Raw genomic sequence first — 20,401 nt, 5'->3', positions numbered from 1 at the left:
AGCGTCCTACCAATTGTAAGACACCGTACCGAGCAGGGTACGGCTGTCACCCCAATAGCAGCGGCCCGCATCGTTGCAACCAGATACATATTCCTTATCGAACAGGTTCTTGGCATTTACATCCACAGACCAGTGTTTGTCTATCTGATAGCCAACGGCTGCGTCCACCAAGGTGACGCTTCCTGCATCCAATTTTCCGTAAAGCGTGGGTGCGGTGTAGGAAAAGGTACTGTCGAAATAACGCACACCACCGCCCAGGGACAAGCCCTTGAGTTGGCCATCGAGGAAGCGGTACTTGCCCCACACTGAGGCCTGGTTACGCGGAACCCCGGTCATCTGGTGGCCCTCGACCAACGATGTCGCCGAATCCTTGGTAATCCTCGCGTCAGTGTAGGTATAGGCTGCGGTGACATTGAGGTTAGGCGTGAGGTTACTGTTGACCTCTACCTCAGCGCCCTTGGCCCGGCTTTCGCCCACTTGGCGATAGCTATTGGTGGTGGCATCGAGGTAAGTGTCGTCTTCCTTGCGCAAGTCATACACCGACACCGTCATCGCCGTATCCCAGCCGATCGGCTCGTACTTCACGCCCACTTCGTACTGGCTGCTGGTGATCGGTTTCAAGGGCGAGCCGGCGTTGGAGATCTGCTGCACGGGGACAAAGGCAGTGGAGTAGCTGACATACGGCGTCAGGCCGTTGTCGAACTGGTACATCACCCCGCCCTGGTAGGTGAACTTGCGGTCATCGGATCCGGTGTTGCTGGCCTTGTTGACCTTGTCGCGGAAATCGCTGTCGACCCAGTCCTGACGGCCGCCCAGCAGGAACAGCCAGTGGTCGTACTTGCTCTGGATCTGTGCATAAACGCCTTTCATCTGCTGTTCGAGCAGGGTGTTTTGCACCGCCACCGGCGTCAGCGGGTCACGCAGGTACACCGGGTTATACACATTGATGGTGCCGGCAAACCCCGCGTCCCAATCCTGACTGAACGAAGTGCGGTCATAGCTGGCACCGAACAGCACCGTGTTTTCCAGGCCGCCGATCTGGAATTTGCCTTCCAGTTGGTTATCCAGCGAATAGACCATCGACTTGTTGTAGCGGTCATAGGCGGTCATGTTCAACTGAGTCCCGAAGCCGCGATTGTTCAGCGCGCTGGGCCAGGTTTCATGGCGGTTGATGCGTGACTGCATGTAGCGCGAGTTCTGACGGAACTGCCAGTCATCGTTGAAGCTGTGGCTGAATTCGTAACCGGTACTCCAGGCTTCGCGTTCAAACGTATTCCAATCCGGGTCGCCGAGCATGGTGTGCTTGGACAGCTTGCCATTGGGGTTTGTAAGTAAGGTGCCGGCAGCCGGTAGGCCGAGTTCCAAATTAGTGTGGTCTTTCTGGTAATTGGCCAACAGGGTGAGGGTGTTGTAGTCGTCGAAATTCAGGGTCAGTGATGGCGCGATGTACAGGCGATCGTCTGGCACATGGTCGGTCTGCGTGTCGGATTTGCGACCCAGCATCACAACCCGGCCAAGGATATTGCCGCTGTCATTGAGCGGCCCGGAGATATCCACACCCAACTGACGCCGATTATTCGAGCCATAACCCAACTGCACTTCACCTTGCGGCGTAGCAGTAGGGTGTTTGCTCACCAGGTTCACCAGACCGCCAGGCGCATTTTCGCCGTAGAGCAGGGAAGAGGGGCCCCGGAAGATTTCGACCCGCTCCAGGCCATAGGGCTCACTGGTAGTGTCGTACCGATTACCTTGTACGCGCAGGCCATCTCGCAGCAGGCCGTAGCCGTAATCCGTGGCATTGAAACCGCGAATGAAGAACAGATCGCCCGCCAGCCCATCACCGGCGGCAAAGGGCGGTGCAAAGATACCGGGCACGTAGCCCAACACTTCGGTCAGGGTTTGCGACTTCTGGTCCTTGATGCGCTGGCCGGTGACGACCGATACCGAACGTGGTGTTTCCGACAGCGGCGTACTGGTCTTGGTACCAACTCTACTGTTCTGCGCCTTGTAGCCCACATCTCCAGCAATCTCCTGATTGAAACCGCCCTGTTGATAAGTGCTGACCGTGGTGGGCGCGAGGGTGAGTTCGCCGGTGGAAGCGGCCTGCAGGACATAACTGCCAGGCGCCTGGACTACCGCCTGTAAACCGGAGTTTTGCAGCAGCAGCGCAAAACCTTGGTCCACGGAGTAGTCACCTTCCAGCCCAGCAGTGTTTAAACGCGTGGTTTGCTGAGGTGAAAAAGACAGGATCACATTCGCCTTGGCGGCAAATTGGCTCAAGGCGTTATCCAGGGGGCCGGCCGCAATAACGTAGTGCTGCACCGCGCTGGCGGCCAGGGCGCTTGTGGATAACAACACACCGACAGTGGCGGCCGTGCCGAGCAGCAGGCTGCATGTCATACCGTGGTAGGAAAGTCGCTGGCGGAGCTTGGTGGGAACGCGCATAGGTGGGTAAGCCCTGAAGGTGGCATCGTGATTACCTGTAGGGCCGTGTCAGGTAAAAAAAAGATAACCCTGCGTGCGTATATTTTTTCGATCAGCCGATTCGCTTCACCGAAACCCAATAGCGAGTGAAGTATTTCACCTGAATCGGCAGGGTGGCCTGCAGATTGGCCAGCACCGCATCGGTGGAATCCAGGCGAAAAGTCCCGGAAACACGCAGATGTGCCGAGGCCCGTTCGCATTGCAGGACACCTGGGCGATAGCGGGCGAGCTCTTCGACAACATCACCGAGGCGTGCATCCAGTACGATCAGTTGGCCATCGACCCAGGCTGCCTGGGATGTGCGGTAAACGGCGTTTGGCTGCACTATTTGGCGATCGAAGTCTGCGCTTTCACCCGCACTGAGCAGCCGAGCCTGGTTGGGCTGGTCACCAGGCGACACATTCACCCGATCCTCCAGAACGCCAACGCGGGTTGAGTCATGCATCTGGCGCACGGTAAACCGAGTGCCCAATGCCTGGATGCGGCCTTGGCGGGTTTCGACATAAAAGGGCGTCTGCACGCCCCGCTTGCCGGTGTGGATAAGGACCTCACCTTCGCGCAGGCGGATCAAACGCTGGCGCCCATCAAACAGCACATCAATCGCCGTGCCGGTATTCAGATCAATCCGCGTGCCGTCGGCCAATTCAATGCGCCGGCGTTCACCTACGACCGTCCGATAATCGGCCCACACACTACCCAGGGACGTGTGTTGCTGAACATTCCAACCCAGGTACCCGGTGCCGCCCAGCACCAACATCCACTTGAGCACCTGGCGGCGTTGCTGTGTGGTCGACAATGCGCGGCGGGTGAAATCCGCAGGCAGCGCGCCGAGACTGCGCTGCAGCTGTTCCATCTGGTTCCACGCAGCCTGATGGGACGGATCGCCGTTGAGCCATCGTTGCCAGGCTTGGCGCTCATCGGCGGTGGGTGTCTGGGATTGAAACTGGACGTACCAACTGGCAGCGGCCTCGAAGGTCTTGCGATCGGGCACCGCCATCACAGGCTGGCCATGATCAGCGCACATTCAGTCAACGCTCGGATCATGTGCTTCTTCACCGTGGTCAGTGAAACCTGAAGCTGATCGGCGATCTGTTGATAAGTCAGCCCTTCGACCTGGGACAGCATGAATATCCGCCGCGCTCGCTCGCCGAGTGCAGACAAGGCTTTATCCACAGCCACCAACGTCTCGATGATGATGGCTTTGTCTTCTTCACTGATGGTTATGGCTTCAGGCCGTTCGGCCAGGGTTTGTTTGTAGGCCTGTTCGATCGCGTGTCGACGGTAACGATCAATCACCAGGCCCCTGGCGATAGTCGCCAGGTAGTCACGCGGCTCAACGATCTGTGCCGCATGGCGCCCGCCCAGGATGCGTACGAACGTATCGTGCGTCACATCGGCCGCATCACAGGCGTTATGCAACTTCCCTTTGAGCCATCCGTGCAGCCAGGAGTGGTGCTGCTCATAGATGTGCTGGACCGCAGCCGTGTGTGAAGAAGAGGACATAGGGCATGACAAGGTAGGTTAATGATAATCGCTATTATTAACTGCCCCGCCGTTTTCTCACAACAGATCTCTTTTTGCTGTGCTCACCACCGAGTGGAAGGTTTCGGTTGGCGTTGTCGTGGGCTGAATACAGACAAATTCACTGATTTCTGTGGATTAAGCTCTGTGAATAACCGCCCCTGTGCCCAGTTGATAACAGGCCCTGAAACCTGAGCAAAAACGCATCTGTGGATAACAACCTGTTTAATCCACAGGCTTAAAGCACTTATCCAAGGGCCTCATTGGCACATGACCACAGACTTTTGAATCGCTGTACACACCGTAAATAAAGGCCTGTGTAAATCTATCCACAGAAAGTCAGCTCAGTAGAAATAAACATAAAAACAAAGATTTAATAAATTTCTCTCTTTTAATTTCTATTGTCTGTGATTCATCCACAGCTGGTTAAATTTTGTGCAAAGGGTTCTTTAGGAAGGGCTAAGTCCCTATACTTGCCGCCAAAGCTCTAAAACTCTTTCAACAATCAATTCCTGATTACCTAAATAAGCAGGCACGAGGTGCGTGGTGGATTTCCCTTCCCGTTTTGAAGTGATCGTCATCGGCGGCGGTCATGCCGGTACCGAGGCAGCACTGGCGTCAGCACGCATGGGCGTAAAAACCCTGTTGTTGACGCATAACGTGGAAACCCTCGGTGCCATGAGTTGCAACCCTGCCATTGGTGGGATCGGCAAAAGCCATCTGGTCAAGGAAATCGATGCCCTTGGCGGCGTGATGGCCATGGCTACTGATAAAGGCGGTATCCAATTTCGCGTGCTCAACAGCCGCAAAGGCCCGGCCGTACGTGCTACCCGGGCTCAAGCTGACCGCATCCTGTACAAGGCCGCGGTCCGCGAAACCCTGGAAAACCAGCCGAACCTGTGGATATTTCAACAAGCAGCAGATGACCTGATCGTCGAACAGGACCAAGTGCGCGGTGTTGTCACCCAAATGGGCCTGCGTTTCTTCGCAGAATCCGTGGTGTTGACCACCGGTACGTTCCTCGGCGGACTTATCCACATCGGCATGCAGAACTATTCCGGTGGCCGTGCCGGTGATCCGCCGTCGATTGCCCTGGCAAAACGTCTGCGTGAACTGCCGCTGCGTGTCGGCCGCTTGAAAACCGGGACCCCGCCGCGTATTGACGGGCGTTCCGTGGATTTCTCGGTGATGACCGAACAAGCCGGCGATACACCGATCCCGGTCATGTCGTTCATGGGCTCCAAGGACCAGCACCCGAAACAGGTGAGCTGCTGGATCACCCACACCAATGCGCGCACCCACGAAATCATTGCCGCGAACCTCGACCGTTCGCCGATGTACTCCGGAGTGATCGAAGGCATCGGTCCACGGTATTGCCCGTCGATCGAAGACAAGATCCACCGCTTCGCCGACAAGGAAAGCCACCAGGTCTTTATCGAGCCCGAAGGTTTGACCACTCACGAGCTGTACCCGAACGGGATTTCAACTTCCCTGCCGTTCGACGTGCAAATCCAGATCGTGCAATCGATTCGCGGCATGGAAAACGCGCACATCGTGCGCCCGGGCTACGCCATCGAGTACGACTACTTCGACCCGCGTGACCTGAAGTACAGCCTGGAAACCAAAGTGATCGGCGGTTTGTTCTTTGCCGGGCAAATCAACGGCACCACCGGTTACGAAGAAGCCGGTGCCCAAGGTTTGCTGGCCGGAACCAACGCGGCATTGCGTGCACAAGGTAAAGACAGCTGGTGTCCGCGTCGCGATGAGGCGTACATCGGTGTATTGGTCGATGACCTGATTACCCTGGGTACCCAGGAGCCGTACCGGATGTTCACGTCCCGGGCGGAATATCGCCTGATCCTGCGCGAAGACAACGCCGACCTGCGCCTGACCGAAAAAGGTCGCGAACTGGGCTTGGTTGATGACGCACGCTGGGAAGCCTTCTGCAAAAAACGCGAAAGCATCGCGCTGGAAGAGCAGCGTCTGAAAAGCACCTGGGTCCGCCCGGGCACCGAGCAGGGCGATGCGATTGCCGAAAAATTCGGCACGCCACTGACCCACGAATACAACTTGCTGAACCTGCTGTCCCGTCCGGAAATCGACTACGCTGGTCTGGTCGAAGTGACCGGACAGGGCGCAGAAGACCCGCAGGTCGCCGAGCAGGTCGAAATCAAGACCAAATACGCCGGTTACATTGACCGCCAGCAGGACGAGATCGCCCGCTTGCGCGCCAGTGAAGACACCAAACTGCCTGTGGATATCGACTACACCGGGATTTCCGGGCTGTCGAAAGAAATCCAAAGCAAGCTGGGGATAACTCGGCCAGAGACCCTGGGCCAGGCTTCACGTATCCCCGGCGTCACCCCGGCAGCGATTTCGCTGTTGATGATTCATTTGAAAAAACGCGGCGCGGGCCGTCAGTTGGAGCAAAGCGCTTGAGTTCGTTGGTCACCTCGCAACATGCCGAAGAGTTATCCACAGGTGCACGCCAGTTGGGCATCGACCTGACCCCGGCCCAGCACGAATTGCTGTTGGGCTACCTGGCCCTGTTGATCAAATGGAACAAGGCTTACAACCTGACCGCGGTGCGTGATCCCGACGAAATGGTGTCCCGTCACTTGCTCGACAGCTTGAGCGTGATGCCATTCATCGAAAACGGCCGCTGGTTGGACGTTGGCAGTGGCGGCGGTATGCCGGGCATCCCGTTGGCCATCCTGTTTCCCGAGTCCCAAGTGACCTGCCTGGACAGCAACGGCAAGAAAACCCGCTTCCTGACCCAGGTCAAACTCGAGCTCAAGCTGAACAACCTGCAAGTTATCCACAGTCGCGTCGAAGCCTTCACACCTGAACAGCCTTTCAACGGAATTGTTTCCCGGGCATTCAGCAGCATGGAGAACTTCAGCAACTGGACCCGCCACCTGGGCGACCGCGACACCCGCTGGCTGGCAATGAAGGGCGTCCATCCAAGCGATGAGCTGTTAGCATTGCCGGCAGACTTCCACCTCGATAGCGAACACGCCTTGGCCGTACCCGGTTGCCAAGGCCAACGCCATCTGCTGATACTGCGCCGCACGGCATGATTGGGAACACAAGCAAGAATGGCTAAGGTATTCGCGATAGCGAACCAGAAAGGTGGCGTGGGCAAAACCACCACCTGCATCAACCTCGCAGCATCCCTGGTCGCGACCAAGCGCCGGGTGCTGTTGATCGATCTCGATCCACAGGGCAACGCCACCATGGGTAGCGGTGTGGATAAACACGGCCTGGAAAACTCGGTCTACGACTTGCTGATTGGCGAGTGCGACCTGGCCCAGGCCATGCACTATTCCGAGCACGGTGGTTATCAACTGCTGCCGGCCAACCGCGATCTGACTGCGGCGGAAGTGGTGCTGCTGGAAATGCAGATGAAAGAAAGCCGTCTGCGCAGCGCCCTGGCGCCGATCCGCGAGAATTACGACTACATTCTGATCGACTGCCCGCCGTCGCTGTCGATGCTCACGCTGAACGCGTTGGTAGCGGCAGATGGGGTGATTATCCCCATGCAGTGCGAGTACTACGCACTGGAAGGGCTGAGCGACCTTGTGGATAACATCAAGCGCATCGCCGAATTGCTCAACCCGAACCTGCAGATCGAAGGCTTGCTGCGGACCATGTTCGATCCGCGCCTGAGCCTGATGAACGATGTGTCGGCGCAGCTCAAGGAGCACTTCGGTGACCAGCTGTACGACACGGTGATCCCGCGCAACATCCGTTTGGCCGAAGCCCCGAGCTACGGCATGCCGGCCCTGGCCTACGACAAACAATCCCGTGGTGCCATTGCCTACCTGGCGCTGGCCGGCGAGATGGTTCGTCGCCAACGCCGCAATTCACGCACCGCTGCAGCCCAGCCAACTTAAGGAATCCCCATGGCCGTCAAGAAACGAGGTCTCGGACGTGGACTGGATGCACTGTTGAGTGGTCCGACCGTCACATCGCTTGAAGAACAAGCGGTGCAGGCCGACGAGCGCGAGCTGCAACACCTGCCGCTGGACCTGATCCAGCGCGGCAAATACCAGCCACGCCGGGACATGGACCCCCAGGCGCTGGAAGAGCTGGCCAATTCGATCAAGGCCCAGGGCGTGATGCAGCCGATCGTGGTACGCCCGATCGGTGGCGGCCGCTTTGAAATCATCGCCGGTGAACGCCGTTGGCGCGCTAGCCAGCAGGCTGGCAAAGAAACCATTCCGGCGATGGTGCGCGATGTGCCGGATGAAACCGCCATCGCCATGGCGTTGATCGAGAATATCCAGCGCGAAGACCTCAACCCGATTGAAGAAGCCATCGCCCTGCAGCGTTTGCAGCAGGAATTCCAGCTGACCCAGCAACAAGTGGCCGAAGCGGTGGGTAAATCCCGCGTGACCGTGTCCAACTTGCTGCGCCTGATCGCATTGCCGGAAGTTATCAAGACCATGTTGTCCCACGGCGACCTGGAAATGGGTCACGCCCGTGCACTGCTCGGTTTGCCGGAAAATCAACAGGTTGAAGGGGCGCGACACGTTGTCGCACGGGGGCTCACCGTTCGTCAGACAGAGGCCCTGGTTCGCCAATGGCTCAGCGGCAAACCTGCACCGGTCGAAACGGCCAAACCTGATCCGGATATCGCCCGTCTCGAGCAGCGCCTGGCCGAGCGCCTGGGCTCTGCGGTGCAAATTCGCCACGGGAAGAAAGGCAAAGGCCAATTGGTCATCGGATATAACTCCCTTGATGAGCTTCAGGGCGTCCTTGCCCACATCCGCTGAAACATTTGCTTATGTAGCGCGTGATCGGAAATCACTACCCGGCAGTTGAATAGGGGCAGAACCGCCCCTATACTCTGCGCGCATTTTGTCGGCACAAATTATGCCAAGTTATTGATTTCCGGCAGCCGACCATTGAGGAGCAAGAGTGATGGAAACCCGCACGCCAAACACGTTGCCGTTCCATCGCTTGGCCGTTTTTCCGGTTTTATTGGCTCAATTTGTCATCTTGCTGATCGCCGCATTGGCGCTTTGGTATTGGCATGGAGTCGTTGCCGGATATTCAGGACTCTGCGGAGGCCTGATAGCCTTGCTGCCCAATATGTATTTTGCTCACAGGGCCTTTCGGTTTTCCGGCGCCCGAGCAGCCCAGGCTATCGTCCGGTCGTTTTATGCCGGCGAGGCGGGGAAACTGATTTTGACGGCAGTGCTGTTTGCACTGACCTTTGCAGGTGTGAAGCCATTGGCGCCGCTGGCTGTATTCGGCGTCTTCGTGTTGACCCAACTGGTCAGCTGGTTCGCTCCCCTGCTAATGAAAACAAGACTTTCGAAACCTTAGGGCGTTTGAGGCAACCATGGCAGAAACAACCGCTTCGGGCTATATCCAGCACCACTTGCAGAACCTGACCTTCGGTCAGCTTCCTAATGGCGGCTGGGGCTTTGCCCACTCCGCAGCAGAGGCCAAAGAAATGGGCTTCTGGGCTTTCCACCTGGATACTCTGGGCTGGTCGGTCGCATTGGGTCTGATCTTCGTCCTGATTTTCCGCATGGCGGCAAAGAAGGCGACTTCCGGTCAGCCAGGTGCTTTGCAGAACTTCGTTGAAGTACTGGTCGAATTCGTCGATGGCAGCGTGAAAGACAGCTTCCACGGCCGCAGCCCGGTGATTGCACCGCTGGCACTGACCATCTTCGTCTGGGTGTTCCTGATGAACGCCGTCGACCTGGTTCCGGTCGACTGGATTCCTCAACTGGCCATCCTGATCTCCGGCGATCATCACATTCCATTCCGTGCGGTTTCCACCACGGACCCTAACGCCACCCTGGGCATGGCCCTGTCGGTGTTCGCGTTGATCATTTTCTACAGCATCAAGGTCAAGGGTATCGGCGGCTTCATCGGCGAACTGACCCTGCACCCGTTCGGCAGCAAGAACATCTTCGTTCAAGCCCTGCTGATCCCGGTGAACTTCCTGCTGGAATTCGTGACCTTGGTCGCCAAGCCGATCTCCCTGGCCCTGCGACTGTTCGGCAACATGTATGCCGGCGAGCTGGTGTTCATTCTGATCGCTGTGATGTTCGGCAGTGGTCTGCTCTGGCTTAGCGGCCTGGGCGTGGTTCTGCAGTGGGCGTGGGCTGTGTTCCACATCCTGATCATCACCCTGCAGGCCTTCATCTTCATGATGCTGACCATCGTCTACCTGTCGATGGCGCACGAAGAGAACCATTAAGACCAGTCTCGACTAGTCTGATGTCCTTCCCGGTGAAACGGGAAGGTAGGCCCTACCGGGCTATGAAACGATTTGTTTTACCGCTTTAAAATCTAAAAAACCTAAACCATACGACGTAAAAGTCGGGAGGAAAGATGGAAACTGTAGTTGGTCTAACCGCTATCGCTGTTGCACTGTTGATCGGCCTGGGCGCCCTGGGTACTGCCATTGGTTTCGGCCTGCTGGGCGGCAAATTCCTGGAAGGCGCAGCGCGTCAGCCAGAAATGGTCCCAATGCTGCAAGTTAAAATGTTCATCGTCGCCGGCCTGCTCGACGCCGTGACCATGATCGGCGTTGGTATCGCTCTGTTCTTCACCTTCGCGAACCCCTTCGTTGGTCAACTCGCTGGCTAATCACTCGAATTTTCGAGTTGATTGGAGTGATGGACAACGAATGAGCGAGGTGTTGGCGTGAACATTAATGCAACCCTGATTGGCCAATCCGTTGCGTTCTTCATTTTTGTAGTGTTTTGCATGAAGTTCGTGTGGCCTCCGGTCATCGCGGCTTTGCACGAACGTCAGAAGAAGATCGCTGATGGCTTGGACGCTGCCACCCGTGCAGCTCGCGACCTGGAGTTGGCCCAAGAGAAAGCGGGTCACCAACTGCGCGATGCTAAGGCACAGGCAGCTGAAATCATTGAGCAAGCCAAGAAACGCGGTAACCAGATCGTCGAAGAGGCTGTTGAAAAAGCCCGCGTCGAAGCTGACCGTGTGAAGGCTTCGGCTCATGCCGAGATCGAACAGGAACTGAACGGCGTCAAAGACGCGCTGCGTGCCCAACTGGGTGCTCTGGCGGTCGGCGGTGCTGAGAAGATCCTCGGTGCCACAATCGATCAAAACGCGCACGCGGAGCTGGTTAACAAACTGGCTGCTGAAATTTAAGCGAGGGCGATCATGGCAGAACTGACCACGTTGGCCCGACCTTACGCTAAGGCAGCCTTCGAGCACGCCCAGGCCCACCAGCAGCTGGCCTCTTGGTCAGCCATGCTCGGCCTGGCTGCAGCAGTGTCGCAAGACGACACCATGCAGCGCGTGCTCAAGGCCCCGCGCCTGACGAGCGCAGACAAGGCCGCCACTTTTATTGAAGTGTGCGGCGACAAGTTTGATGTGAAAGTGCAGAACTTCATTCACGTCGTTGCCGAAAACGACCGTCTCCCGCTGTTGCCGGAGATTGCCGCTCTGTTCGACCTGTACAAGGCCGAAGCAGAGAAATCGGTAGACGTTGAAGTGACCAGTGCTTTCGCATTGAACCAAGAACAGCAAGACAAACTCGCCAAGGTTCTCAGTGCACGACTCAATCGGGAAGTGCGCCTGCAAGCTTCGGAGGACGCATCCCTGATTGGTGGTGTTGTTATCCGTGCCGGCGACCTGGTTATCGATGGCTCGATTCGCGGAAAAATCGCGAAACTTGCCGAAGCATTGAAATCTTGAGTTTGAAGGGGCAGCAGAGCAATGCAGCAACTCAATCCTTCCGAAATAAGTGAAATTATCAAGGGCCGCATCGACAAGCTCGATGTGACCTCCCAAGCCCGTAACGAAGGCACTGTCGTCAGCGTATCTGACGGCATCGTGCGGATTCACGGTCTGGCCGACGTCATGTACGGCGAGATGATCGAGTTTCCGGGCGGCGTCTACGGTATGGCCCTCAACCTGGAGCAAGACTCCGTAGGTGCCGTTGTATTGGGCGCGTACACCAGTCTGGCTGAAGGCATGAGCGCCAAGTGCACAGGCCGCATCCTGGAAGTTCCGGTTGGTAAGGAACTGCTGGGTCGCGTAGTCGACGCACTGGGTAACCCTGTTGACGGTAAAGGTCCACTGGGCAACACCGAGACCGACGCGGTCGAGAAAGTTGCTCCAGGCGTGATCTGGCGTAAGTCGGTAGACCAGCCTGTACAGACTGGCTACAAGGCTGTCGATGCCATGATCCCAGTCGGCCGTGGCCAGCGTGAGCTGATCATCGGTGACCGTCAGATCGGTAAAACCGCTCTGGCGATCGACGCGATCATCAACCAGAAGAACAGCGGCATTTTCTGCGTCTACGTCGCTATCGGTCAGAAGCAATCGACCATCGCCAACGTGGTTCGCAAGCTGGAAGAAAACGGCGCCCTGGCCAACACGATCATCGTGGCTGCCAGTGCTTCGGAGTCTCCTGCGCTGCAATTCCTGGCACCGTACTCCGGTTGCACCATGGGTGAATTCTTCCGCGACCGCGGTGAAGACGCGCTGATCGTTTATGACGATCTGTCCAAGCAAGCAGTGGCTTACCGCCAGATTTCCCTGCTGCTGCGCCGTCCACCAGGCCGTGAAGCTTACCCAGGCGACGTGTTCTATCTCCACTCCCGTCTGCTGGAGCGCGCATCCCGCGTTTCGGAAGAGTACGTAGAGAAGTTCACCAACGGCGCAGTGACCGGCAAAACCGGTTCCCTGACCGCACTGCCGATCATCGAAACCCAGGCTGGCGACGTTTCCGCGTTCGTTCCGACCAACGTGATTTCCATCACCGACGGTCAGATCTTCCTGGAATCGGCCATGTTCAACTCGGGCATCCGCCCCGCAGTGAACGCCGGTGTTTCGGTATCCCGTGTGGGTGGTGCCGCTCAGACCAAGATCATCAAGAAGCTGTCCGGTGGTATCCGTACCGCTCTGGCTCAGTACCGTGAACTGGCGGCATTCGCCCAGTTTGCTTCTGACCTGGACGAAGCGACCCGTAAGCAACTTGAGCATGGTCAGCGCGTTACCGAGCTGATGAAGCAGAAGCAATACGCCCCAATGTCGATCGCTGACATGGCGTTGTCGCTGTATGCCGCTGAGCGTGGGTTCCTGACCGACGTTGAAATCGCCAAGGTCGGCAGCTTTGAACAAGCGCTGATTGCTTACTTCAACCGCGATCACGCCGAATTGATGGCGAAGATCAACGTGAAGGGTGACTTCAATGACGATATCGACGCTGGCATGAAAGCCGGTATCGAGAAGTTCAAGGCCACCCAAACCTGGTAAGCCGCAGCGGGAGCCGCAAGGCTCCCGCTTGCTAACCTGATAGGTGTTACATGGCAGGCGCAAAAGAGATTCGCAGTAAGATTGCGAGCATCAAAAGCACGCAAAAAATTACCAGCGCCATGGAAAAAGTGGCGGTCAGCAAAATGCGCAAGGCACAAATGCGCATGGCTGCTAGCCGTCCTTATGCGGAGCGTATCCGCCAGGTAATTGGGCATCTGGCCAACGCCAACCCGGAATACCGCCACCCGTTCATGATCGACCGCGCAGTCAAGCGTGTGGGTTATGTGGTTGTGAGCAGTGACCGTGGTTTGTGCGGTGGTCTGAATACCAACCTGTTCAAGGCCCTGGTCAAGGACATGGCGGTAAACCGCGAAAACGGCGTCGAGATCGATCTGTGTGTCGTTGGTAGCAAGGGTGCGGCCTTTTTCCGCAACTTCGGCGGTAACGTCGTTGCAGCTATCAGCCACCTGGGTGAAGAGCCGTCGATCAATGATTTGATCGGCAGTGTGAAGGTGATGCTGGATGCGTACCTGGAAGGCCGGATTGACCGCCTGTCCGTGGTATCCAACAAGTTCATCAACACCATGACCCAGCAGCCAACCGTGGAGCAGTTGATTCCACTGGTGGCGACCCCGGATCAGGAACTCAAGCACCACTGGGACTACCTCTACGAACCAGACGCCAAAGAGCTGCTTGACGGCTTGATGGTGCGCTACGTGGAGTCGCAGGTGTACCAGGCGGTGGTCGAGAACAACGCAGCTGAACAAGCGGCGCGGATGATCGCGATGAAAAACGCTACCGATAACGCCGGTGATCTGATCAGCGATTTGCAGCTGATCTACAACAAGGCGCGTCAGGCTGCGATCACCCAAGAGATCTCGGAAATCGTCGGCGGCGCTGCCGCGGTTTAACGGTTCAAATATTCAGAGGATCCAGCTATGAGTAGCGGACGTATCGTTCAAATCATCGGCGCCGTTATCGACGTGGAATTTCCACGCGACAGCGTACCGAGCATCTACAACGCGCTGAAAGTACAAGGCGCGGAAACTACTCTGGAAGTTCAGCAGCAGCTGGGCGACGGCGTAGTTCGTACCATTGCGATGGGTTCCACCGAAGGCTTGAAGCGCGGTCTGGACGTTGTCGACACTGGCGCTGCCATCTCCGTACCGGTCGGTAAAGCGACCCTGGGCCGGATCATGGACGTACTGGGCAACCCGATTGACGAAGCTGGCCCGATCGACACCGAAGAGCGCTGGGGCATTCACCGTCCAGCACCTTCGTTCGCCGAACAAGCTGGCGGCAACGACCTGCTGGAAACCGGCATCAAGGTTATCGACCTGGTTTGCCCGTTCGCCAAGGGCGGTAAAGTCGGTCTGTTCGGTGGTGCCGGTGTAGGCAAGACCGTAAACATGATGGAACTGATCCGTAACATCGCCATCGAGCACAGCGGTTATTCCGTGTTCGCCGGTGTGGGTGAGCGTACTCGTGAGGGTAACGACTTCTACCACGAGATGAAGGACTCCAACGTTCTGGACAAAGTGGCACTGGTTTACGGTCAGATGAACGAGCCGCCGGGAAACCGTCTGCGCGTAGCACTGACTGGCCTGACCATGGCCGAGAAGTTCCGTGACGAAGGTAACGACGTTCTGCTGTTCGTCGACAACATCTACCGTTACACCCTGGCCGGTACCGAAGTATCCGCACTGCTGGGCCGTATGCCTTCGGCAGTAGGTTACCAGCCGACCCTGGCTGAAGAGATGGGCGTTCTGCAAGAACGTATCACTTCGACCAAGGAAGGTTCGATCACTTCGATCCAAGCGGTATACGTACCTGCGGATGACTTGACCGACCCGTCGCCAGCGACCACCTTCGCCCACTTGGACGCCACCGTCGTACTGTCCCGTGACATCGCTTCCCTGGGTATCTACCCAGCGGTCGATCCACTCGACTCGACTTCGCGCCAGCTGGACCCGAACGTGATCGGCCAGGAGCACTACGACACCGCTCGCGGCGTTCAGTACGTGCTGCAGCGTTACAAAGAACTGAAGGACATCATTGCGATCCTGGGTATGGACGAGCTGTCGGAAACCGACAAGCAGTTGGTATCCCGCGCTCGTAAGATCCAGCGCTTCTTGTCGCAGCCGTTCTTCGTGGCTGAAGTCTTCACCGGTGCATCGGGTAAATACGTTTCCCTGAAAGACACCATTGCTGGCTTCAAAGGCATCCTCAACGGTGACTACGACCACCTGCCAGAACAAGCGTTCTACATGGTCGGCGGCATCGAAGAAGTGATCGAGAAAGCCAAGAAACTGTAATCCAGGCGCCCGGAAACGGGCGCTCATCAGGTTGAGGCAATCAGATGGCTATGACAGTCCATTGCGATATCGTCAGCGCGGAAGGGGAAATCTTCTCCGGTCTGGTAGAGATGGTGATTGCACACGGCGAACTCGGTGACCTTGGTATTGCCATGGGTCACGCGCCGTTGATCACCAGCTTGAAGCCAGGTCCGATCACGCTGACCAAGCAGGGCGGGGAAAAGGAGGTGTTTTACATCTCTGGTGGTTTCCTCGAGGTTCAGCCGAACATGGTCAAGGTACTTGCCGACACCGTGCAACGTGCTGGCGACCTGGATGAAGCCTCCGCTCAGGAAGCCGTCAAGGCTGCCGAGAAGGCCCTGAACGAAAAGGGTGCGGACTTCGACTACAGCGCTGCTGCTGTACGTTTGGCCGAGGCTGCAGCCCAGCTGCGCACGCTCCAGCAGTTGCGCAAGAAGTAAGCGGCCACGCCTTCTTGTTTCATGCGCGATTGATTAAAAAGGGTAGCCTCGGCTACCCTTTTTCTTTTTTTGCAAAACACTTCTCTGGTCTGAAGCCGGACCGCCCAGGATTGGTAGCCACTCATGTCTCTTGAAATCGTCATTCTCGCCGCAGGCCAGGGCACCCGCATGCGTTCGGCCCTGCCCAAGGTGCTGCACCCGGTTGCCGGCAATTCCATGCTGGGTCATGTTATCCACAGCGCCCGACAGCTCGACCCCCAGCGCATTCACGTGGTGATCGGTCACGGTGCCGATGCGGTGCGTGAACGTCTCGCCGCAGACGACTTGAATTTCGTTCTTCAAGACAAACAACTCGGTACCGGCCACGCCACCGCGCAGGCCGTGCCGTTTATCACCGCGGATACTGTGCTGATCCTCTACGGCGACGTGCCGCTGATCGAAGTCGAAACGCTGCAACGCCTGCTCAAGCATGTAGTCCCAGGCCAGATGGGCCTGCTGACCGTTGAGCTGGACGACCCCACCGGCTACGGGCGCATTGTGCGCAACGCCGATGGCAAGGTCGCGGCCATTGTTGAGCACAAGGATGCCAGCGAAGCCCAGCGCGCCATTACCGAAGGCAATACCGGCATTCTCGCGGTCCCTGCCAATAAGCTCGCCGACTGGATGAGTCGTCTGTCCAACAACAACGCCCAGGGCGAGTACTACCTCACTGACGTCATCGAGATGGCTGTGAGTGATGGCCTGCTGGTCGCCACCGAGCAACCCCACGACCCGATGGAAGTGCAGGGTGCAAACGACCGCAAGCAGCTTGCAGAGCTTGAACGTCATTACCAACTGCGCGAAGGCCGCCGCCTGATGGCCCAGGGCGTGACCCTGCGCGACCCGGCACGCTTCGATGTACGCGGTGAGGTCATCGTGGGCCGCGACGTGCTGATCGACATCAACGTGATCCTCGAAGGCCGTGTGGTCATCGAAGATGACGTGGTGATCGGCCCGAACTGCGTGATCAAGGACAGCACCCTGCGCAAGGGCGTGGTGATCAAGGCCAACAGTCATATCGATGGTGCCGTGATGGGCGAGGGCAGTGATGCGGGCCCGTTTGCGCGGTTGCGTCCGGGTAGCGTGCTGGGAGCCAAGGCTCATGTGGGTAACTTTGTTGAACTGAAAAATGCCAAGTTGGACGCCGAAGCCAAAGTCGGCCACCTGACCTACTTGGGTGACGCCACCGTAGGTGCGCGCACCAACATCGGCGCCGGCACCATCACGTGTAACTACGATGGCGCCAACAAGCACCAAACCACCATTGGGGCGGACGTGTTTATCGGTTCCAATAATTCGTTGGTCGCCCCGGTTACCCTCGACGATGGCGCCAGCACTGCAGCCGGCTCAACCATCAACCAGGATGTGGATAAGTCTCAACTGGCTGTCGCCCGTGCCCGCCAGCGCAACATCGACGGTTGGAAACGTCCGGTCAAAATCAAAAAGACCTGAGTTATCCACAGCCTCCTCAGCGGAAGGTATTCAATGTGGGAGGGGGCTTGCCCCCGATTGCAGACTATTAGCCAACATCTTTGTAGCTGATAGACCTCAATCGGGGGGAAGCCCCCTCCCACACTTGCTCTGTGTCGCATAAAAATTTGCTGCGTCCCGCTTGACGATCTTTCGCCAATAGGTTTTGATTGCCTTCGTTATCTTTCGAAACGAAACTTATCATCACCATGTCGAAACGAAATACACCCCAACGGCGCCACAACATCCTGACCTTGCTCAATGAACAGGGCGAAGTCAGCGTGGACGAGTTGGCCAAGCGTTTCGAAACGTCGGAAGTTACGATCCGTAAAGACCTGGCTGCCCTGGAGAGCAACGGCCTGCTGCTGCGTCGCTACGGTGGCGCCATCACCATGCCTCAGGAACTGGTAGGCGATGCCACCCAACCCATCTCGGTGTACAAACGCGCCATCGCCCGTGCCGCCGTGATGCGCCTGCGCGAGCACGCCCGCATCATCATCGACAGCGGCAGCACCACTGCCGCGATGATTCCCGAACTGGGCCACCAGCCCGGGCTGGTGGTGATGACCAATTCCCTGCATGTGGCCAGCGCCTTGAGCGAACTGGAACACGAGCCGGTGCTGCTGATGACCGGCGGCACCTGGGACCCGCATTCGGACTCGTTCCAGGGCCAGGTCGCCGAGCAAGTGCTGCGCTCCTACGATTTCGACCAGCTCTTCATTGGTGCCGATGGCATCGACCTGGAGCGCGGCACCACCACTTTCAACGAACTGCTGGGGCTGAGCCGCGTCATGGCCGAGGTCGCCCGGGAAGTGGTGGTGATGGTCGAATCCGACAAGATCGGCCGCAAGATTCCCAACCTGGAACTGCCCTGGAGCAGCGTCCATACCCTTATCACCGATGATCGCCTGCCGCTCGAGGCCCGCGACCAGATCCAAGCCCGCGGCATTACGCTGATATGCGCGGCAATCATCTAGGAGAAACACCATGTGTGGCATCGTAGGCGCAGTCGCTGAACGCAACATCACCCCCATCCTGCTCGAAGGCCTCAAGCGCCTGGAATACCGGGGCTACGACAGCGCCGGTGTGGCCGTTTTCACTAACGCCGGCAAGCTTGAGCGCATGCGCCGCCCGGGTAAGGTCAGCGAGTTGGAGCAGGCCCTGGCTGGCGAGCCGCTGGTAGGGCGCTTAGGGATTGCCCACACCCGTTGGGCCACCCACGGTGCGCCGTGCGAGCGCAACGCCCACCCACACTTCTCCGGCGATCTCGCGGTGGTGCACAACGGCATCATCGAAAACCACGAAGTATTGCGCGAACAACTCAAGGGCCTGGGCTACGTATTTACCTCGGACACCGACACCGAAGTCATCGCCCACCTGCTCAACCACAAGCTCAAAGACCTGGGCGACCTGACTGTTGCGCTCAAAGCCACGGTCAAGGAACTGCACGGCGCCTATGGCCTGGCCGTGGTCAGCGCCAGCCAGCCCGACCGCGTGGTTGCCGCCCGCAGTGGCAGCCCGTTGGTGATCGGCCTGGGCCTGGGCGAGAACTTCCTCGCCTCCGACCAACTGGCCCTGCGCCAGGTCACCGACCGTTTCATGTACCTGGAAGAAGGCGATATTGCTGACATCCGCCGTGAAAGCGTGCAGATCTGGGACGTCAACGGTCAATCCGTCGAGCGCGAAGCCGTGCAATACCGCGACGGTGCCGAAGCCGCCGACAAGGGTGAATACCGCCACTTCATGCTCAAGGAAATCCACGAACAGCCTTCCGTGGTGCAGCGTACCCTCGAAGGTCGCCTGAGCCAGAACCAGGTGCTGGTCAACGCCTTCGGCCCACAAGCTGCCGAATTGTTCGCCAAAGTGCGCAACGTGCAGATCGTCGCCTGCGGCACCAGCTACCACGCCGGCATGGTTGCACGTTACTGGCTCGAAGAACTGGCTGGCATCCCCTGTCAGGTGGAAGTCGCCAGCGAGTTCCGCTATCGCAAAGTGGTGGTGCAGCCCGACACACTGTTCGTGACTATCTCCCAGTCCGGTGAAACCGCCGACACCCTGGCCGCGCTGCGCAACGCCAAAGAACTGGGCTTCCTCGCCAGCCTGGCCATCTGCAACGTCAGCATCAGTTCGCTGGTGCGTGAGTCCGACCTGACCCTGCTGACCCAGGCCGGTCGCGAAATCGGCGTGGCGTCCACCAAAGCCTTCACCACCCAGCTGGTTGGCCTGCTGTTGCTGACCCTGTCCCTTGGCCAGGTTCGCGGCACCCTCGCCGAAGGCGTCGAAGCCACCCTGGTCGAAGAACTGCGCCGTCTGCCGACCCGCCTGGGCGAAGCCCTGGCCATGGACAGCACCGTGGAAAAAGTCGCCGAACTGTTCGCCGACAAGAACCACACCCTGTTCCTCGGCCGTGGTGCGCAATACCCGGTGGCGATGGAGGGCTCGCTCAAGCTCAAGGAAATCTCGTACATCCACGCCGAAGCCTACCCGGCCGGCGAACTCAAACACGGCCCATTGGCCCTGGTGGATGACGACATGCCCGTGGTCACCGTGGCGCCGAACAACGAACTGCTGGAGAAGCTCAAGTCCAACCTGCAGGAAGTCCGCGCCCGTGGCGGCCAACTGGTGGTGTTCGCCGACGAAAAAGCCGGCATGACCAACGGTGAAGGCACCCATGTCATCAACATGCCGCATATCCACGACACCCTGTCGCCGATTCTCTACACCATCCCGCTTCAATTGCTGTCGTACTACGTGGCCGTGCTTAAAGGCACCGATGTGGACCAGCCGCGTAACCTGGCGAAGTCGGTGACGGTGGAGTAACCCGCCACATCCTGGAGGCCCGACAGGGTCTCCAGC

Annotated in this window: 19 protein-coding genes; 16 read left to right on the top strand and 3 right to left on the bottom strand. The window is 58.0% G+C overall.

What is annotated here, in order from left to right; translation table 11 throughout:
- Positions 1–6: 6 nt before the first annotated feature.
- From M2497_RS00925 to M2497_RS00915, 3 genes are all read right to left on the bottom strand, one after another.
- Positions 7–2,445 (bottom strand): TonB-dependent siderophore receptor, encoded by a 2,439-nt coding sequence (locus tag M2497_RS00925; RefSeq protein ID WP_248485478.1) that lies wholly within the window; start codon positions 2,443–2,445, stop codon positions 7–9.
- 91 nt (positions 2,446–2,536) lie between these two features.
- A complete protein-coding gene (locus M2497_RS00920) occupies positions 2,537–3,481 on the bottom strand; it encodes a FecR domain-containing protein (RefSeq protein ID WP_248485477.1) in 945 nt (314 codons plus the stop codon).
- Positions 3,481–3,987: a sigma-70 family RNA polymerase sigma factor gene (locus tag M2497_RS00915; RefSeq protein WP_248485476.1), complete on the bottom strand. Its 507-nt coding sequence runs from the start codon at positions 3,985–3,987 to the stop codon at positions 3,481–3,483. Before M2497_RS00915 ends, M2497_RS00920 begins: the two co-directional genes overlap by 1 nt.
- Positions 3,988–4,551: 564 nt before the next feature.
- On the opposite strand from M2497_RS00915, the gene mnmG reads away from it, so the two are divergent.
- The 16 genes from mnmG to glmS all read left to right on the top strand — a co-directional run bounded on the left by mnmG (position 4,552) and on the right by glmS (position 20,365).
- Positions 4,552–6,444 carry a tRNA uridine-5-carboxymethylaminomethyl(34) synthesis enzyme MnmG gene (gene mnmG, locus M2497_RS00910; protein WP_248485475.1) on the top strand — a complete coding sequence of 631 codons (1,893 nt, stop codon included), beginning with the start codon at positions 4,552–4,554 and terminating at the stop codon, positions 6,442–6,444.
- On the top strand, positions 6,441–7,085 hold the full coding sequence (gene rsmG / locus M2497_RS00905; RefSeq protein ID WP_248485474.1) for a 16S rRNA (guanine(527)-N(7))-methyltransferase RsmG: 645 nt from the start codon (positions 6,441–6,443) through the stop codon (positions 7,083–7,085). The genes mnmG and rsmG overlap by 4 nt, the downstream gene beginning before the upstream one ends.
- Before the next feature lie 18 nt (positions 7,086–7,103).
- Entirely contained in the window at positions 7,104–7,901 is a 798-nt protein-coding gene (locus M2497_RS00900) for a ParA family protein (RefSeq protein WP_010207696.1), read from the top strand.
- A gap of 9 nt (positions 7,902–7,910) precedes the next feature.
- The gene (locus M2497_RS00895) at positions 7,911–8,783 is read left to right on the top strand and encodes a ParB/RepB/Spo0J family partition protein (protein ID WP_016970690.1); all 873 of its coding nucleotides are present in this window, start codon (positions 7,911–7,913) and stop codon (positions 8,781–8,783) included.
- 148 nt (positions 8,784–8,931) lie between these two features.
- On the top strand, positions 8,932–9,339 hold the full coding sequence (locus tag M2497_RS00890; RefSeq protein WP_010565865.1) for a F0F1 ATP synthase subunit I: 408 nt from the start codon (positions 8,932–8,934) through the stop codon (positions 9,337–9,339).
- 16 nt (positions 9,340–9,355) lie between these two features.
- Positions 9,356–10,225 (top strand): F0F1 ATP synthase subunit A, encoded by an 870-nt coding sequence (gene atpB / locus M2497_RS00885; RefSeq protein ID WP_058424360.1) that lies wholly within the window; start codon positions 9,356–9,358, stop codon positions 10,223–10,225.
- 134 nt (positions 10,226–10,359) lie between these two features.
- Positions 10,360–10,617: a F0F1 ATP synthase subunit C gene (gene atpE, locus M2497_RS00880; protein ID WP_002555987.1), complete on the top strand. Its 258-nt coding sequence runs from the start codon at positions 10,360–10,362 to the stop codon at positions 10,615–10,617.
- A 57-nt stretch (positions 10,618–10,674) separates the two neighbouring features.
- Entirely contained in the window at positions 10,675–11,145 is a 471-nt protein-coding gene (locus M2497_RS00875; RefSeq protein ID WP_058424359.1) for a F0F1 ATP synthase subunit B, read from the top strand.
- 12 nt (positions 11,146–11,157) lie between these two features.
- Positions 11,158–11,694 carry a F0F1 ATP synthase subunit delta gene (locus M2497_RS00870; RefSeq protein WP_015886646.1) on the top strand — a complete coding sequence of 179 codons (537 nt, stop codon included), beginning with the start codon at positions 11,158–11,160 and terminating at the stop codon, positions 11,692–11,694.
- A 21-nt stretch (positions 11,695–11,715) separates the two neighbouring features.
- Positions 11,716–13,260, top strand: coding sequence for a F0F1 ATP synthase subunit alpha (gene atpA, locus M2497_RS00865; protein ID WP_003177064.1), 1,545 nt, complete (start codon positions 11,716–11,718; stop codon positions 13,258–13,260).
- A 50-nt stretch (positions 13,261–13,310) separates the two neighbouring features.
- Positions 13,311–14,171: a F0F1 ATP synthase subunit gamma gene (atpG, locus tag M2497_RS00860; protein ID WP_003233565.1), complete on the top strand. Its 861-nt coding sequence runs from the start codon at positions 13,311–13,313 to the stop codon at positions 14,169–14,171.
- A 27-nt stretch (positions 14,172–14,198) separates the two neighbouring features.
- The gene (gene atpD, locus M2497_RS00855; RefSeq protein WP_248485472.1) at positions 14,199–15,575 is read left to right on the top strand and encodes a F0F1 ATP synthase subunit beta; all 1,377 of its coding nucleotides are present in this window, start codon (positions 14,199–14,201) and stop codon (positions 15,573–15,575) included.
- Between the two features lie 44 nt (positions 15,576–15,619).
- A complete protein-coding gene (locus tag M2497_RS00850; protein ID WP_058424358.1) occupies positions 15,620–16,036 on the top strand; it encodes a F0F1 ATP synthase subunit epsilon in 417 nt (138 codons plus the stop codon).
- Positions 16,037–16,159: 123 nt separating this feature from the next.
- A complete protein-coding gene (glmU, locus tag M2497_RS00845; protein WP_248485470.1) occupies positions 16,160–17,527 on the top strand; it encodes a bifunctional UDP-N-acetylglucosamine diphosphorylase/glucosamine-1-phosphate N-acetyltransferase GlmU in 1,368 nt (455 codons plus the stop codon).
- 227 nt (positions 17,528–17,754) lie between these two features.
- Positions 17,755–18,522: a DeoR family transcriptional regulator gene (locus M2497_RS00840; protein ID WP_058424356.1), complete on the top strand. Its 768-nt coding sequence runs from the start codon at positions 17,755–17,757 to the stop codon at positions 18,520–18,522.
- A 10-nt stretch (positions 18,523–18,532) separates the two neighbouring features.
- Positions 18,533–20,365, top strand: a complete 1,833-nt coding sequence (gene glmS / locus M2497_RS00835; protein WP_248485468.1) for a glutamine--fructose-6-phosphate transaminase (isomerizing) — start codon at positions 18,533–18,535, stop codon at positions 20,363–20,365.
- Positions 20,366–20,401 lie beyond the last annotated feature (36 nt).

Origin of the sequence: Pseudomonas sp. CYM-20-01, assembly GCF_023169845.1 — a bacterium.
GTDB classification, from domain to species: Bacteria; Pseudomonadota; Gammaproteobacteria; order Pseudomonadales; family Pseudomonadaceae; genus Aquipseudomonas; species Aquipseudomonas azotoformans.
This window is presented reverse-complemented; position numbering and strand designations above follow the sequence as displayed.